Source organism: Stenotrophomonas sp. KH_052, from assembly GCF_057838755.1.
The window spans coordinates 2,497,482-2,514,467 of the sequence record NZ_CM174475.1 but is presented as its reverse complement, the minus strand read 5'-3'; the positions used below and the strand labels follow the sequence as shown (position 1 = coordinate 2,514,467).

12 protein-coding genes are annotated in these 16,986 nt (G+C 65.0%); 4 read left to right on the top strand and 8 right to left on the bottom strand.

Annotated features, from left to right (window positions below):
* Positions 1–9 precede the first annotated feature (9 nt).
* From AC3ITW_RS11610 to ptsP, 3 genes are all read right to left on the bottom strand, one after another.
* Positions 10–1,716, bottom strand: a complete 1,707-nt coding sequence (locus AC3ITW_RS11610; RefSeq protein WP_489389503.1) for a PTS fructose transporter subunit IIC — start codon at positions 1,714–1,716, stop codon at positions 10–12.
* A gap of 74 nt (positions 1,717–1,790) precedes the next feature.
* Entirely contained in the window at positions 1,791–2,747 is a 957-nt protein-coding gene (gene pfkB / locus AC3ITW_RS11605; RefSeq protein ID WP_448122978.1) for a 1-phosphofructokinase, read from the bottom strand.
* Complete coding sequence (ptsP, locus tag AC3ITW_RS11600; RefSeq protein WP_489389502.1) at positions 2,744–5,254, bottom strand: phosphoenolpyruvate--protein phosphotransferase; 2,511 nt, start codon at positions 5,252–5,254, stop codon at positions 2,744–2,746. The genes pfkB and ptsP overlap by 4 nt, the downstream gene beginning before the upstream one ends.
* Before the next feature lie 155 nt (positions 5,255–5,409).
* Between ptsP and AC3ITW_RS11595 the strand changes: the two genes are divergently transcribed.
* The 3 genes from AC3ITW_RS11595 (at position 5,410) to AC3ITW_RS11585 (ending at position 8,412) form a co-directional block, all read left to right on the top strand.
* A complete protein-coding gene (locus AC3ITW_RS11595; protein ID WP_012511091.1) occupies positions 5,410–6,423 on the top strand; it encodes a LacI family DNA-binding transcriptional regulator in 1,014 nt (337 codons plus the stop codon).
* Complete coding sequence (locus AC3ITW_RS11590; RefSeq protein WP_489389501.1) at positions 6,360–6,863, top strand: Rap1a/Tai family immunity protein; 504 nt, start codon at positions 6,360–6,362, stop codon at positions 6,861–6,863. Before AC3ITW_RS11595 ends, AC3ITW_RS11590 begins: the two co-directional genes overlap by 64 nt.
* Positions 6,864–7,107: 244 nt before the next feature.
* On the top strand, positions 7,108–8,412 hold the full coding sequence (locus tag AC3ITW_RS11585) for an NADH-quinone oxidoreductase subunit D (protein WP_100469163.1): 1,305 nt from the start codon (positions 7,108–7,110) through the stop codon (positions 8,410–8,412).
* 9 nt (positions 8,413–8,421) lie between these two features.
* Here the strand turns inward: AC3ITW_RS11585 and AC3ITW_RS11580 are convergent, their stop codons facing one another.
* From AC3ITW_RS11580 to AC3ITW_RS11560, 5 genes are all read right to left on the bottom strand, one after another.
* The gene (locus tag AC3ITW_RS11580) at positions 8,422–9,078 is read right to left on the bottom strand and encodes a TetR/AcrR family transcriptional regulator (RefSeq protein ID WP_100468502.1); all 657 of its coding nucleotides are present in this window, start codon (positions 9,076–9,078) and stop codon (positions 8,422–8,424) included.
* Between the two features lie 56 nt (positions 9,079–9,134).
* Complete coding sequence (locus AC3ITW_RS11575) at positions 9,135–9,710, bottom strand: TetR/AcrR family transcriptional regulator (RefSeq protein ID WP_238380120.1); 576 nt, start codon at positions 9,708–9,710, stop codon at positions 9,135–9,137.
* Between the two features lie 76 nt (positions 9,711–9,786).
* Positions 9,787–11,199, bottom strand: a complete 1,413-nt coding sequence (locus AC3ITW_RS11570) for a TolC family protein (RefSeq protein WP_489389500.1) — start codon at positions 11,197–11,199, stop codon at positions 9,787–9,789.
* Positions 11,200–11,318: 119 nt separating this feature from the next.
* Entirely contained in the window at positions 11,319–14,366 is a 3,048-nt protein-coding gene (locus tag AC3ITW_RS11565; protein ID WP_100468493.1) for an efflux RND transporter permease subunit, read from the bottom strand.
* Positions 14,363–15,451 carry an efflux RND transporter periplasmic adaptor subunit gene (locus AC3ITW_RS11560; protein WP_232053916.1) on the bottom strand — a complete coding sequence of 363 codons (1,089 nt, stop codon included), beginning with the start codon at positions 15,449–15,451 and terminating at the stop codon, positions 14,363–14,365. The genes AC3ITW_RS11565 and AC3ITW_RS11560 overlap by 4 nt, the downstream gene beginning before the upstream one ends.
* A gap of 349 nt (positions 15,452–15,800) precedes the next feature.
* On the opposite strand from AC3ITW_RS11560, the gene AC3ITW_RS11555 reads away from it, so the two are divergent.
* A complete protein-coding gene (locus tag AC3ITW_RS11555) occupies positions 15,801–16,919 on the top strand; it encodes an AraC family transcriptional regulator (protein WP_489390359.1) in 1,119 nt (372 codons plus the stop codon).
* Positions 16,920–16,986: the final 67 nt, after the last annotated feature.

Here is a 16,986-nt window from a genome sequence, read left to right as displayed (position 1 = left end):
AGGTTCCTTTTACAGGGTGGGAGCCGTGACCGGCTTCTTGAGGACGCGTAGCGCGACCGCGGTGACGGCCACGCCGGCCACCAGCGCCAGCAGGTAGATGCCAAGGTGGGTGACCGCATTCGGGATTGGCAGCACGAACACCCCGCCGTGCGGCACCTTCAGCTCGACGCCTGCGGCCATCGAGATCGCACCAGCCACGGCAGAGCCGAGGATCAACGCCGGAATGGTGCGCAGCGGATCGCGCGCGGCGTAAGGGATCGCACCCTCGGTCACGAAGCTGAGGCCGAGCACGCCCGCGGCACCGGCCGTGCCGCGCTCCTCGGCAGTGAATCGGTTGCTGAACAACCACGTTGCCAGCGCAATGCCCAGCGGCGGCGTCATGCCGCCGATCATCGTCGCAGCCATCGGCGTGTAGACCTGGCTGGAAATCAGTGCGGTGGAGAACGCGTAGGAGGCCTTGTTGACCGGCCCGCCCATGTCCACCGCCATCATTCCGCCCAGCAGCAGGCCGAGCAGGATCGCGCTGCTGCCCTGCATGCCGCGCAGCCAGTCGGTCAGCCAGGCCAGCAGTCCGGCAACCGGCGTACCGATCACGTACATCATCAACAAACCAACCAGCAACGTGCCCAGCACCGGCAGGATCAGTACTGGCTTGAGGCCTTCCAGGCTGCGCGGCAGGCGCAGCGCACGGTTGATCCAGTGCACGCCGTAGCCGGCGATGAAGCCGGCCAGGATGCCGCCGATGAAGCCCGCATCCATGTTGACTGCCACCAGTCCGCCGATCATGCCCGGCGCGATACCCGGGCGATCGGCGATGGAGTAGGCGATGTAACCGGCCAGCGCCGGCACCATCAACATGAAGCCGGACTTGGCGCCTATCTGGAACAGCGACCAGGCCAGCGTGCCCTTGTGTGCATCATCGAAGGCATAGATGCCGCCGAGCGCGAACGCCAGTGCGATCAGCAGGCCACCGGCAGTGACGAACGGCAGCATGAACGACACACCGGTCATCAGGTGCTTGTAGGGGCCGGTGACCTTGGCCTTTTCGGTCGCGCGGCCTGAAGACGCCGTGCCGGTTTGCACGCCGGCCTCGGCCAGCGCCTTGCGGATCAGGTTCTGGCCATCGTTGATCGCCGGCTTGGTGCCGCTCTTGAACAGGCGTTTGCCAGCGAAGCGCGACAGATCGACTTCGCGGTCGGCGGCGATCAATACCAGGTCGGCGACAGCGATTTCTTCGTCACTCAACGCGTCCTGCGCGCCGACCGAGCCCTGGGTTTCCACCCGGATCGCGTGGCCCAATGCCTTGGCGGCCTGCTGCAGCCCTTCGGCTGCCATGAAGGTGTGGGCGATGCCGGTCGGGCAGGAGGTGACGGCGACGATGCGCTTGCCGGCGTCGGCGGTGGGCGCGGTTGCCGATGTCGCGGCAAGCTGCGCCAGCACGGCAAGCGGGTCGTCCAGCACTTCACCGAGGCTGGCGTGCACGACCTGGGCATTGCCGAAGCGGGAGCTATCCGCCTCGCCGTCACCCACCAGCAGCAGCTGCGTTGCGGCGGCGGCGTGCGTGGCGGGCAGTGCACCGGTCACGCCCTGGTCGCTGCGGATTTCGATCGCCAGTTCGAGCCCTTGCTGGCGGGCGGCGCGGCGCAGCGCTTCGGCGGCAAGGACCGCCTCGATGCTGCGTTCGCCGGCAGCGATGACTACGGTGGAAGCTTGCATGGGAACTCCTGGAATTCTTCGGGTTCGTCCTTGCAGGAGGGGCCGGGCCAGCCGCAGCTCCCTCTGCAGGGGTTTCAATCCAACTGCTCGATCAGTACGTCGCCGGTCCACGCGCGCACCTGTGCCGGATCCAGCCGTCGCGCGTCGCCACTTTCCAGCCGGCTCATCGAGAACGCCGTCGCCAGTCGTGCGCAGGCAGCCAGATCGAGGGAGGGCTCCAGCAAGGCGGCGGCGATGCCGGCGACCATGGCATCGCCGGCGCCTACCGTGCTGCCGCGCGCCAGTCGCGGCGGTCGCGCGATCAGGGCGCCGCTGCGATCAATGAACAACGCGCCGTCGGCGCCAATCGAGATCGCCACAAGCGCAACTCCGCGTTCCACCAAGGCCTGGCCCGCAGCCCGCAGGGCGCTGCGATCCGGCAGCGGCGTACCGGTCCAAGCCTCCAGTTCGTGGCGGTTGGGCTTGATCGCGTAGGGCAGTGCGCCCTGTGCGCCGCTCAACGCCGCGGCCAGCGCGTCGCCACTGGTATCCAGCAGTACGCGCGCACCGGCGGCGCTCGCCTGCGCCTGCAGTCTCGCCCATGCATCGGCTGGCAGCCCGGACGGCAGGCTGCCGGACAGCACCACCGGCAGGTCCGGCTGGAGCAGGGCGTCGAGTCGGCGCGATACCGCGTCCAGATCGGCATCACGCAGTGACAGGCCGGGCAGGTTGATGTCGGTGGTCTCGCCGTTGGCCTCTTCGACCAGCTTGATGTTGGTGCGGGTGCGGCCCGCAATGCGCAGGCAAGCGTCTGCGATGCCGCGCTCGGCGAACAACGCGCTGAACACGCCGTCGTTGCCATTGCCGAGCACGCCCATCGCGGTGGTCGGCACGCCCCAATCGGCCAGGCAGGCGGCCACGTTGATGCCCTTGCCGCCAGCGTCGTCGCGGGAGCTGCGGGCACGATGCACATGGCCCGGTCGCAGGTGCGCCAGCCGCACGGTTTGGTCGATCGCTGGATTCAGGGTAATGGTGACGGCGCGGGCGCTCATGCGCGCGCTCCATCGAGAGCGCGCACCTGCTCGGCGGTTTCGCAGTCCAGCGCGGTGTTGGCCAGTGCTTGCAGATCGGTCAGCGCGTTGCCACGCAGGCGCGCCTTCACTGCCGGAATGTCGTTCGGGGTCATCGACAGTTCGTCCACGCCCAGGCCGGCCAGCAGCATTGCGCCGAAGGGATCGCCCGCCAGGCCACCGCAGACACCAACCCAGCGTCCATGCAGGCGTGCGCCTTCCACAGTGGCGCGGATCGCGCGCAGCACGGCCGGGTGCAGGCTGTCGGCCTCGGCCGCGAGTTCCGGGTTCTGGCGGTCGATCGCCAGCACGTACTGGGTCAGGTCGTTGGTGCCGATCGAGAAGAAGTCGGCATGGCGCGCCAGTACATCGCTCTGGGCCGCGGCGGCAGGGACTTCAATCATGATCCCGATCGGCACTTCGGGTGCCTCAAGCTCGGCGCGCAACCGTTCGCAGATGGCGCGCAGTGCGATCAACTCCGGCACCGAGGTGATCATCGGAAACATGATGGACAGGCGTGCGCCGTCCTTCGCCGCGCGATACAGCGCACGCAGCTGCGGTTCCAGCAGGTCGGGGCGGCGCAACAGCAGGCGCGCGCCACGCACGCCGAGGAACGGATTTTCCTCGCGCGGCAACTCCAGGTGCGCGACCTGCTTGTCGCCACCGATATCGAGCGCACGCACGATCAGCGGGCGGTCGTCGAGTGCCTTGGCCATCGCCACGTACGTGGCGTACTGCTCATCTTCGCTGGGCGTGCTTCCGCGCTCAAGGAACAGGAATTCGGTGCGCATCAGGCCGACGCCCTCCGCGCCTTGCTCCAGTGCCAGCGGCACTTGTTCGGGAAGGTTGACGTTGGCGCCGATGTCGATGCGGTGGCCGTCAGGGGTCTGTGCCGGCTGCGCGCGTTGCGCCGCTTCACGCTCGCGGATCTGCTGCTGTTCGGCGATCCACGCACGGGCCGAGGCGAGATCCGCCTCGGACGGAGACAGATAGAGGCGCCCGCTGTTGCCATCGATGATCGCCTCGCGGCCCGGGCTGATCGCCAGCAGCTCCGCGCCCGCGGCGACCAGCGCCGGCAGGCCCAACGTGCGCGAGAGAATCGCGGTGTGCGAGGTCGGCCCGCCCAGTGCGGTGGCAAGGCCGAGCACGCGACCGGTATCGAGGTTGGCCGTGTCGGACGGCGACAGGTCGGCGGCGAGCAGGATGCAGGGTTGTGCAGGCAGGTCGGCAAGGCCGCCTCCCGCCGCGGACGGATCAAGCTGTGCCAGTACGCGCCGGCCCACGTCACGCAGGTCGGCGGCGCGCCCGGCCAGCACCGGGTTGCCCAGGGCAGCCAGCCCGGAGGCGATCTGCTCGATGGCCTGGTGCCAGGACCACGCAACGCCATGGCCTTCGACCATCAGCTGGCAGGTGCGGGTAATCAGATCGGTGTCGTCGAGCAGCGCAGCCTGCGCCTTGAAGATTGCCGCATCCGAGGCGCCGAGCCGGCGCTGGGTGTCATCCTGCAGTGCAGCCAGCTGCTGGCGGGTGCGGCTGAGCGCGTCCTGCAGGCGTGCGCCGCCTTCGCCGAGCGGGGTGGGGCGGTCAGCAACGTCGGTGTGCGTGCTGGCCAGTACATGCACCGGGCCGATTGCCAGCCCAGGGCTCGCGCCGATGCCGACGATCGCCGCCTGTGCGTCGGGCGGATTCCAGCCCGCAACCGGCGCAGCCTTGCGCTGCGCCGCGCGCTCGGCATCGGCCCTTTCCTGTGCCACCAGCCCGTCCATGACCTTGCGCAGCGTGGCCAGCAGGGCTGGAGCATCGGCGCCCTCGGCAGAAACGCTGACCGCGTCGCCATGGCGCAACCCGAGTTGCAGCAGCGCCACCAGGCTCTTGCCATCCGCAGCCTGATCGCCCGCACGGATCTGTGCGCGGGCCGCGAAGCCGCGCGCTGTTTCGGCCCAGCGCGTGGCTGGGCGCGCGTGCAGCCCGTTGGGGTAGGCGATGGTCCAGTCGAAACGCTCGGCCAGGTCAGTCACCGGCGCATTGGGGGCCGTGGTCGCAACATCGCCGGCCAGCGCGTTGATGATCTCGCTCGCATCGGCCGTGGTGAACAGGCGCTGCAGCGTTGCCTCATCCTGGATCAGTCGAGTCAGCCGGCGCAGCAGGGTGATGTGGGTATCGGACTGCGCGGCAATGCCGACCACCAGCCGGGTGACCTGGCCCGGATTCCACTCCACGCCTTCCGGAAACTGCAGCACGGCAATGCCATCGCGGCGCACCAGGTGGCGGTCCTCGCCCAGCCCGTGCGGAATGGCCACGCCATGGCCGAGGAAGGTGTTCGCCAACGCCTCGCGACGCCCCATGCTGGCCTCGTAACCCGGCGCAACGCAGCCGGCAGCGACCAGCATCTGCGCCACCTGGGCGATGGCGTCGGCCTTGTCGAGCGCCCGCGCATCCAGGCGGATCAGTTCCCGGCTGACGGGGGCTGGGGAGGTCAAGGGCTGCAAGGTGGGCTCCGGGAAGGGGGTGCTGTGGCGTATTGGGAACGTTCCCAGTTCCTATTTCAATGTGCACTGCACAAAAACCAATAGTCCTTTGGCGTTAGCATTGCCCTGAACGGCCATCCGGCCTCGAACAGCGGCAGTTTCCGGGAACGGTTCCAATGAGCATCAGCATCAACGACGTCGCGCGCGTGGCGGGGGTCTCCAAGTCCACGGTCTCGCGCGTGCTCGGCGGCGGCCCGGTCAGCGAGGCCGTGCGTGGCCGGGTGGAGGCGGCGATCCGCCAGACCGGCTATCACCCCAACCTGCAGGCACGACGCCTGCGGGCCCGGCACACCGGCATCATCGGGCTGATCGTGGCGGACATCCGCAACCCGTTCTTCACTGCACTGATTCGCGCGGTGGAGGAGGTTGCCTATCGTGAAGGCCTGCGCGTCACCCTCTGCAACACTGACGAGGACCCCGAGCGTGAGGCGCTGTATCTGCAGTTGATGCACGAGGAACGCATCAGTGGACTGATCTTTGCGCCCACCCGCACCACGGTGGGGCGCCTGGAACGGCTCGCACTGGGCTATCCGACGGTACTGGTGGACCGCGCCGCACCCGGCGGGTCGATCGACAGCGTGGTGCTCGACAATCCGGCCGCGATGGCGGGGCTGGTCGAGCATCTGATCGCGCGTGGCTGTCGCCGCATCGGCGGCCTGTTTGGCAGCACCAGCACCACGGCGGCCGAACGTCGCGACGGCTACCTGGCTGCAATGCGCACGCACGGGCTGGAGCCGGATTATCGCGAGGTTGAACCCACGGCTGAAGCGGCCATTGCAACAGTCGAACAGTGGCTGGCTGGCCCATCGCGGCCGGAGGCGCTGGTCGCCAGCAACAGCCTGCTGCTCATGGGGGCATTGAAGGCCGCCCGCAGCGCGGGGCTGGAGATTCCGGATGCGCTGGCGCTGGCGGGTTTCGACAACGAACGCTGGACCGAGCTGGTCGAACCGGGCATCACCGTGATCGAACAGCCGGTCGAAGAGATGGGGCGCGCAGCGATGTCGCTGTTGCTGGAACGACTGCGCACGCCGGAGTTGCCGGTGCGCCGGTTGGTGATGACGGGTCGATGCGTGGTGAGGGGATCAACTGCATGGAATCCAGAAGGACGACAACCAAGGTCCAAGGCATGAGAGGACATCAAGGCCGACAGGCGGGTCGTCGCATGAGCCGGCTGCTTACGCTTGGAGCCTGCTTCCTGGCCGGATCCTTGCTTGCGGAGACATCACCACCGAAGCGCACCTGGCTTGTAAGCAGCGCAGAGCTGATCACGCTACTGCAGGGAAAAGGGGCTGACGGATTCTGTGCCGGCGAACAGTGCCGGAATCTGTCCAGCGCCCGTGCCAGTGCCTACATCCAGGGTGCTGCCGATGCCAGTCGTGGCCAGTGGTGTGGCCAAGGCCAGATCCTTCCACATGAACTGGTCGATCGTGTCGCCTCCCATCTCCAGCAACTGCCCCAGGACCGCTTGCAACAGAATGCTTCTTCGCTGGTTGTGGAAGGCCTGCGAACAGCATTTCCTTGCGAGCGCCGGGCATCGCGCGGTGGCATTGGACAGTCCAGGAGAAACTGACCCAACCTCATTGAAGTGATCTGCCACGCTTGGTCCCCGCCGCAACCGGGGTTGGCAGCACGTGCCGCCGTCGAGAAAATCCGCGCGTTGACCGCAGACTGCTTCGGCTCGGGAACAATCCCAGCGCCCCACATTCCAGACCAAGCAGTCCATAACCGGCCTTCCACGTCGAAGTAGCATCGACGCTTGGAGCATTGAGCACTTCCGCTGAATGCGTTCGGTCTACGGAAGCTATTGGATGAACATGAAGCGGACGACGGCGGGCGGCCCCGCTCCCATGCGCGGTGATCGGCGGGATACCGAGATCCGGAACTACGTGATGAACCTCGGCCCCCAACATCCTGCGGCACATGGGGTACTACGCCTGGTGCTTGAGATGGATGGCGAGACCGTTGTGCGCGCGGATCCGCATGTGGGCCTGCTGCACCGGGGTACCGAGAAGCTGGCGGAGTCCAAGCCCTTCAACCAGTCCATCGGCTACATGGATCGACTGGACTACGTATCCATGATGTGCAACGAACACGCCTACGTACGTGCGATTGAAACCCTTCTGGGAATCGAGGCGCCCATCAGGGCACAGTACATCCGCACGATGTTCGATGAGATCACCCGTATCCTCAATCACCTCATGAACATCGGAACGGGCGCGCTGGACCTGGGCGCCATGGCCGTGATGCTCTACGCATTCCGGGAGCGCGAAGAGCTGATGGACTGCTACGAGGCGGTATCCGGCGCTCGAATGCATGCCACGTATTACCGGCCCGGCGGTGTGTACCGTGATCTGCCTGACCAGATGCCGAAGTACAAGGAGTCACGCTGGAAGAAGGGGAAGGAGCTGCGGCGGCTGAACGCCGCAAGAGAAGGGTCGCTGCTCGATTTCATCGAGAATTTCACCCGCGAATTCCCCAACCGGATTGATGACTACGAAACCCTGCTCACCGACAACAGAATCTGGAAGCAGCGTACGGTGGGCATTGGCGTTGTGAGCCCGCAGCAGGCCATGGACTGGGGCATGACCGGGGTGATGCTGAGAGGCTCGGGCGTGGCATGGGATCTGAGGAAGAAGCGCCCCTACGCGAAGTACGATGCCGTTGACTTCGACATTCCGGTCGGCACCGCCGGTGACTGCTATGACCGCTACCTGTGCCGGGTCGCGGAGATGCGACAGTCCAACCGCATCATCAGGCAATGTGTCGACTGGCTTCGCGCCAACCCCGGCCCGGTGATGCTCCACAACTTCAAGGTGGCGCCGCCGTCCCGGCAGGAGATGAAGTCCGACATGGAAGCGCTGATCCATCACTTCAAGCTCTTCAGTGAGGGCTACCAGGTGCCGGCAGGTGAAACCTACGCAGCGGTCGAGGCGCCCAAGGGCGAGTTCGGTTGCTACCTGATCTCCGATGGCGCCAACAAGCCATTCCGGGTGCACCTGCGTGCCCCCGGCTTCGCCCATCTCTCCTCACTGGATGAAATCGTCAGGGGCCACATGCTGGCGGATGTCGTCGCCATGATTGGCACCTATGACATTGTGTTCGGCGAAGTGGATCGATGAGGAACCGGCTCAGCCCGCACATGGGGTGAACCACGTTCCGGCAGTCGCGAAGGGAACAGCCATGTGCAGCCTGAGCAGGTCTTCCACGGTGCGTGCCGCGCCCATCTCCAGGTCGAGGATGCCGGGCTCCAGGATTGATCCCAGCAGAACACCGACCGCGATCGCATGAAGGCTGCGCGCCGCAGTGGCTGTATCAACGCCCTCACGGAGCTGGCCCAGTGCTCCTGCACGCTGGTATATAAGCTCCAGCATGCGGACCTCCGGCATCGCGCACGCTGCAAGCACGTCGCCTAGGCCGCCGAGCTCACGTGATGCGCCAGAGCGGAGCAGAAGCTCAACTGTCCGGCGAACGCGTGGGGTACGACGCGTGTGATCAAAGACTCTGACCAGGTCCGCAAACAGAAGCTTGAACGGGTCATTACACTGCCGGATGGCGGCCTCCCGCAGTCCTTCGGGTGCATCTGGCCGCCCTCGCGCGGAAAGTTCACCCAGCAGGTTCTGACGGGACCCGAAGTGCCAGTAGATCGCGCCGCGCGAATGGCCGCACTCGGTGGCGATCAGCTCCAGCGTGGCGCCCGCGGCTCCGTGGCGCAGCAGGCACACCAGTGCGGCATCGAGGATCCTCTCACGCGTGGCGTGTGCGTCCTCCCTGGTTCTTCTAGCCATGGCACGGTTGCATCCCTGCTGTTCGATGAGCGCGCGGCCGCGCGTCCTGATCGTCCTTAGACAAGGCGATGGGACGGGCCATGGCCACAGCGCTGCACCGGGATCTGCGGCGCTTGAATGTCGATCTTCGGTTCATTGGCGGGGGCAGGGCAGGACAGTGAGCCAAGCCACAGACCATCGGCGGCGAGACGCTCAGACTTCAGCGCGGGATCGTCCGCCTCGGACGGCTCGGTGGCCAGCTTCTTTTTCATCCACTCGATCCACTGCGACGCGGATACCTGGGTCAGGTCCAGGCGAATGATCAGGGCCGAGAGCATTGCAACGTCGTGCCGCCTGCAGCCCTCGACCACCGATTCCACGTAGGCGTTGGTGAATGCGCCGGGGCGGAGCCCGTTGGCACGCATTCTCCGTTCCACATCATGATTGAAGTTCTGCAGCCAGCACGAAAAAGTGGCGTCGATGAGATCCTGCTTGCAGTAGAAGTGATGGAACATCGCGCCACGGCTGACGCCCGAGCACTCAAGAATCTCACTGACGGTCACCGAAGACCGACCATTGCGGACGATAAGCGCTGCCGTTTCGCGGATGAGTATGCCGGGCACACGCACGGACGAACTGTGGGTAGCGTTCAAGAGAGTTTTCCTCATGTAGCGGGCGACGAACTATCCGCCAGGCCGGTACGGCCGGGCGGGTTGTCGTTCGAGCCAGTCAGTGATGCGCCGCGGATGCTTCGCTTTCGGTGCTCTTCCGGGAAGCGATGGGCCTGCCGATTTCAATCTCCGGGTCCCCCTTCTCGGGCTGCCATGCCCCCAGTGCCAACTGCACCTGCACGTGGGCCATCAGCAGCCCGGCCTGTGCCGCCGCAAGCTCTCTGCGCGCCTTCTCGTGCATCGCCTGCTGCTGCAGGCCGGCATCCTTCGGTTCGATTCCAGCGTCCACGCGGGAAGAGGCATAGGCCGAAGATCTGCTGCTGAGTGCCTCGGCATTTACCGCCTGCTGCATCCTGACCTGGGAGCTCGTCCACGCATGCAGGGAGTCCTCACTCTCCTTCAGCGCAGTCAGCACGGTCTGCTCGAACGCATGCCAGTTCTGATCGCTCCCGGCGCGCGCCGCTTCCTCCCTGGCCTTCTTCCGGCCAAAGCTCAGCCACTCCCACTGAAGCTCCGGGCCGGCCGAGAAGCGCTTTGCGCTGGAATCGCCCAGCGAACCGAACGGTGCAAGGATGCCGCCGAAGACATTCAGTGTGAGGCGCGGAAGGTGCGCGCGCTCGGCGAGTACGACGTTGCCAAGGCTTGCCCGCAGTAGTGCATCGGCCTTGGCGACGTCAGGCCGCCGCGCCAGGAGGTCGGTCGGCTGCGCAAGCGATGCAAGACCCGGCGGGGCCGGCAGTGGAGTCGGGGCCAGCAACGCCTCCCAGGTGTCGTCCCGCGCGGTCGGCGAGCGGCCCGCAAGAACCGCCAATGCGGCCCTGTCCGCCTGCAGCCGGGTAACGGTTGCCGCCTCCTGCGCTACCAGCTCGGCATGTTCGGATTCGACCGCAAGTGCCTCCCTGCGATCGACCAGCCCGGCCGCATACCGGGCCTTCACTCGCGCAACGCGGGCCTCGCTGAGGCCAACCTCCCGATCAAGAGAGGACAGGCTGATCTGGTCCATCCTGAGCAGGAAGTAGTTCTTCGCAACCTCGGCCTGGAGCACTGCGGCCGCTGACCTCGCGTCAGCCGCCGCGGCATCGGCCTTGCGATCGGCCATGGCTGCGGCGGTGCCAATGCGCCCAAACAGGTCCAGTTCCCAGGAGAACATCTGTCCAGCGGACAGCAGCCTCTGGGAAGGGGGCCGGGGAAGATCCTGGCGATAGGGATCCGCTTCGATCTGGGCGGACTGCATGGCTTCGGCCTTGACCTGCAGCGCACCGCTCGGCAGATAGTCCTTGCGCGCCGCGCCTGCCAGTGCGCGCGCTTCCACCACGGCGGCAAGGGCAGACTTCAGGTCATGATTCCCGCGCATGGCCAGGGTGACCAGCGCATCCAGGTTGGGGTCGGAGAAGTCCTTCCACCATTGCCTGTTGGGCGTCCCGGGCAGGACATCCGCATCCAGCGCCGCCGGCGTGGGTGCCTGGCCCACATGATGCCGGGCTGCGGCGTCAGGGATCCCGGTCCTGGGGGCCACAGAGGCGCAGCCAGAAGACAGAGCCACAAGCATAGCAATCGACAGGCAGGCAACTCGATTTCCAATAGACATCATCATGCCTCCTCGGTCGGGTGAATGCGGTAGAGCGCGGCATACAGCGCTGGAATGAGACCCAGCGTGATCAGCGTTCCAAGGGCGAGGCCGCCGATCATCACGATCGACATGCTGGTCCACATGGAGCCGCCAAACAGCAGCAGCGGGACAAGGCCTAGAATGCAGACCATCTTGGTCATGACGATGGGCCGCAAGCGCTTTGCCGCAGCCTCTTCAATGGCCTGGAGAGGAGGCAAGCCATCGCGCTGGCCTTCGTCGATCGCATCGATGAGAAGAATCGCGTTGTTGACGATGATGCCGGCAAGTGCGAGCAGCCCCAGTGTTCCGATGAAGGTCAGGCTGGTGCCACTCAGCTTGAGTGCCAAGGTCGCGCCGATGACCACGAACGGAATGCTCGCCAGGACGATCAGGCTCTTGCGGATGCTCTCGAACTGCCATACGAACAACAGGAACATGGCAGCAAGGCAGAGCGGGAGCAGCTTCTCGATGCCTTCGTTGGCACTCTTGCTTTCCTCGATCTCGCCACCGAGTTCAACCCGCACGCCCTGCTTGCGGAATTCGGAAAGAAGTGGCTCGACCTTGTCCGCGATCCCCTGGGCTGTCAGCTCGGAGCTCTTTGCAAGCACGGTGACCGCCCGCGCCTGATTCACTCGCTGGATTGAAGACAGCTGCGGCGCCAAGCGAAGCTTGGCCACCTGGCCCAGCGGCACGCTTCCGCTGCCATCCGCCTTCTGGATCGGGAGTGCCTCAAGCTGCCCGATATCCGTACGCAGTGCCGCCTCTCCGCGGAGGATGACCGGGAGAACGGTGTCGCCCTCACGATAACGGGAGATCGTTGCGCCGGTCAGCAGCATGTCCATGCTCTTTGCGATGTCCGCGCTGCTGATGCCTGCGGCCTGGGCCTTGGGCTGATCGACGTCCACATCAAGCTGGACAACCTGTCGTTCGGCATCGCTGGATACATCCACCATCCCCGGCGTGTCCTGCAGCGTGCGCAGCAGCTTCTCGGCGGCAATCCGATGTGCGCCGTCGCTGCTGGAGATGCGGAACGTCGCAACCCCGGCATCCGAAGACCCCATCGAGAACCGCTTGGGCTCCACCCGCACATCCGGGAAGTGTGTTGCCATCACAGAACGCAGCCGCTCAATGGCCGCTTCATGCTTGACGCCCTTCGCAAGGGACAGCACGGCATACGCGCGGTGTCCTGCGGGAGTAGGGGGATTCAGTGCCAGAATGAAGCGTGGGCCACCATCGCCCATGTACAGGGCGTGGCTGGAGATCTCCGGAACGAGCTTCTCGTCGGCCAGTACCTTGCTGATCTGGTGAGCAACCGCCATCGTATTGGCCGGGCTGGAATCCGGGGACAGCTCGATGGCCATCTGCAGCTGATGGCGCTCGGACGGCGGCATCAGCTCGTTGGGGACGGTGGTGAACAGCCAGCCGGAGGTTGCCAGCAGCGCAACCATTACACCGATGTAGATGGCCTTGTGCCCGAGGATCCAGCGGACCTTGCCACGGTACCAGCCCGTCAGCCGCTCGACCGCGCGTGCGGTGCGGCTGAGTTCGGCATGGTGATGGGCAAAGTGCTTGCACAGCAGCGGAATCAGGGTAACGCCGATGACCAGCGACAACAGCAGGGCGATGGCCATCACGATGCCGAGACTGCGCAGATACTCACCGGTTTCCGTGCTGGAGATGGCCAGCGGCATGAACGCGAGGATGATCGCCAGCGAAGAAACCAGAAGCGGCACGAACATCGTGCTGCCTGCGTGAGCGGCAGCCTGGTCCGGCGTCTCACCCAGCGAAAGCCGCCGCTCCATGTCTTCGGCAACCACGATCGCGTTGTCAACGAACAAGCCCAGGGCAATGATGATTGCACCCACCGAGATCATGTGCAGATCGATGTTCAGGATCTTCATGATTGCCATTGTCCCCAGCACCGTGGTCGGTACGATGGCGCTGACGATCAGGCCGGTCCTCATTCCAAGGAACAGGACGACGACCGCCATGACGATGGCCAGGGTTTCCAGGAAAACCTTGGCAACGCGCAGCAGCTGGGTGGAAACAACCTCGGCCTGATCCGTGATCTGGACAAGCTGCATGCCGGCCGGCAGCGTTTCCGAAAGCCGTTCAACATCGCCTCGCAGCAGATCGGCGAAGCTCACCACGTTGAGTCCCGGTGCCATGGAGACCGCTATCACCACGGCCGGCGTGCCATTGACGAATGCACCGGTCATCGGCGGGTCCTGGGTCACCCGTTCCACTCGCGCAAGGGCGCCCAGGGGCACCGAGCCACCCCTCGGCAGCGGAATTGGCGTGCTCTTCAGCTGGGAGGGGTTGTCGGCGTCACCGCTCACGTTGAGCGCGATCTCCGAACCTCCGATCTCGACGTAACCTGCCGGCGCAATGACATTGCGCCTGGAAACCGCGTCGGCAATCACATTGGGGTTGAGCCCACGCGCAGCCAGGGAAGGCACGTCCAGGATGATCTGGACCTGCTCGTCCCTCACGCCGTGCAGCGAGACACGCTCCACCCCGGGCAGCCGGAACAGCTCATCGCGCAGGCGGCGTGCCTCTGCCCGAAGCTCGCCTGCGTTATAGCCTTCGCCGGTCAGGCCCATGGTCATCACCGCAACCCGACCGAATTCGTCGTCCACGACCGGGCCAATCGTTCCCTCGGGAAGCTGGCTCTGGATGTCCCCCATGCGCGAGCGCAAACGCTGCCACACGATGGGGATCTTTTCCGATTCCACGGTGGGATAGAGATCAACGTAGGTGAACGCAAAGCCTGGACGAACAGTCGTCCGGATGCGCTTGACCTCCGGCATGCCACGAATGCTCTCCTCGATCGGGCGAGCGACCAGCTGCTCGACCCGGTCCACGCCGGCGCCCGGCATGAAGCTGAGTACCGTCGCCGTGCGAATGGTGATGGGGGGCTCTTCAGTGGATGGGAAGTCCAGCGCCAGAATGAGGCCGGTGAGGACGATCGCTACAATCGCCAGCAAGGTCAGGCGGGGGCGCGCCAGCGAGAATGAGGAGAGGCTCATTGTTCTGATCCCATCTTCATTTCGATGGGCTTGATCAGCGTGCCCGGACGGATGGCCTTGGCACCCGCAACCACGACGCGCTGACCGGCAGAAATCTGCCCGCTCACCTCGATCCAGTCACCGTGATACTGACCCAGGCTTACTTCGGCAAGCTCGGTCGTCTTGCCATCCTTTGCCAGCCGAAGCACCTGCCCCTTACCGCCAACGGAAGACGGCAGAACAGCACGAAATGGCACTTGAAGCCTGGCCGGGCCCGTATCCGCGCCAGTGATCTGGACCGACCAGGTCGAGCCCACGGTCGACGCCTCGGGAACTGCGACGTATGCCGTACGCACGCCGCCGGCATCCACGCGGCCGTCGACACGCACCACCTTGCTCTCCACGGTATCCGAGCCGCTGATCAGATTGACCGCCTGCCCAACACCCAGGGGAGCGGTGCCCGGAATCGCGACAGACAGCTCACGGCCCGCACCATCGACCTGGAGGGCGACGGCGCCCGGGCCTACGGACTGCCCAACTTCAACGTTGCGGACAGCGACCACCCCATCGAAGGTGGCTCGCAGCGTGGCCTCCCCCTGTGACCAGCCGGCAAGTTCATGCTGCGCGCGCGCGTTTCGAACTGCCGCATTGGCGGCCGCCAGTTCGGCCTTCGCTGCGGTCATCTCCGCCGGGCTGAGCGCATCGGCCTTCTGTGCAACATCCAGTCGCTCGACGCGTCGCTGGACCTCGTCCAGTGCGGCCTGCGCGCGTGCGACGTCGCCAGCAGCGGACGCCTCCTGCGCGGCAAAGGGGACCGGATCCAGTCGAGCAAGCACCTGTCCCTTGCGTACAACGTCACCCGGTTCAACAAGTACCGCGGAGACCTTTCCGGAGACCGGGAAGGACAGCTGTCCTCGCTGCGTGGCACGCACGGTGCCGATGTAAGCGCGCTGATCGCCAGCAGCCTGTCGAACGGAGGCGACATACGCGGTGCGGGCTTCTGCCGTCCCGCTCTCTGGTGTATCGGAACATCCCGTCATCGCGGACAGGGCAATGGCCAGCGCGCTGAGACGAGGCACCAATGACCAGGTCATATGGGTTTTCACGTTCGATTCCTTGTATGGGTGGTCAGTTCCACAGACCAGCGCGGTGTAGTCAGGTCTGCAGGCGGCGTAAATTTAGGGGGACACCTGGACCACGAACAGGACAGTTATGGACACGCAGGGGCTCAAACAGGTCAACTGGGACAGATGGCTCGCCTAGTGATCCCTCGTCGCATGAGACGTTCCCGCCTGAATCTGGTCAGCGACGTGAGGGCATGGTTACTGTCGGTGCCCTCAAAGGGACATTGGAGGTCGGGCAGGGGACCCAAAAGGCCAGAATGTGTCCGCCATGTTGAAACAGGTCCCCTGGCGGCCCGACTATGTGGGCGTCGCACTACCTTTCGAATACGTGATGGCCCCTATCCCCAAGAATTTGCCGGCATTCAAGGACTGGCCTGTCGCCGGCGAGGATCCCGCGCTGGATGCTGCCGGTCTCCAGGCTTCTGAAGATCCAAACGCCGCAAGCGAATCGCAGATTGCCGAGATAGTGCCTACCGGGGCGAGGGTAATCCTCGGCTTGGTCGAGGACCGGGGGTTCTCTCCGGAAGAGCTATGCCGCGGGCTCGGCTTCACTTATCGCGATCTATCAATGAGGGACGTGAGGCTGTCCTACCGCCAGATGCGCCAGTTGTTCATGCGGGCTGAGCGCTTGCTGGGCGAACCTGCGCTGGGCCTGGCACTGGGAGCCAGACAGACGCCCATTTCTTGGGGCGTACCCGGATTGGCAATGCTCACCTGCGAGACCTACGGCGATGCACTGACGTACGGCCTCACCCATCAGCAAGCCATCGGCTCGATGCTGATCCACACGGTGGAGGAGGTGGGAAGGGAAGTGAGGATGGAAGTCCGGTTCAAACGATTCGACATTCAACTGGAGTCGGTGCTGGTCGAGGACGCGTTCGCCGGATTCGTTGCGGTCAGCAGATACGTGATTGGACCATCATTCGCGCCACTCAGGGTTGATTTCTCACTCCCCAAGCCCTCTGATCCTGAAGTCTATCGACGATTCTTCCAGTGCCCTGTCCGCTTCGATGCTGGCGTCAATCGCCTGACCATAGACTCACATTGGCTGAGCGCGCGCTTGCCCGGTTTCGATCGGGTCAATTCAAGAATTGTCCGAGAGCAGTTGGATTCACTTCTTCCAACGCGAGGGGGCCGCAATGAGATTGTTGAATCCCTGTCGAGCCACCTTCGATGTGATATCGAGTCAACGACCAAGCAGAGCGAACTTGCGAGCCTGATCAATGTCAGTGAAAGAACGCTCCGCCGCCGCCTGAGCCGCCAGGATTCCAGTTATAGGGAGATTCGGGACGAAGCGAGGTATGAGCGCGCCCGCGATCTCCTGCTGAACTCAGAGTTGAGCATCGCCGAAATTGCAGACGCGGTTGGATATTCCGACGCCCGTGCATTCCGCCGCGCATTCAAGCGTTGGGCGGGTTGCCTGCCAACCGAGTTCCGGGAATCCAGGTAGACATCATCCACCGTGGTTCCAGCATGGCGGGCAGCCATCGGTAGAGGCCGGGCCACCCATTGACGTC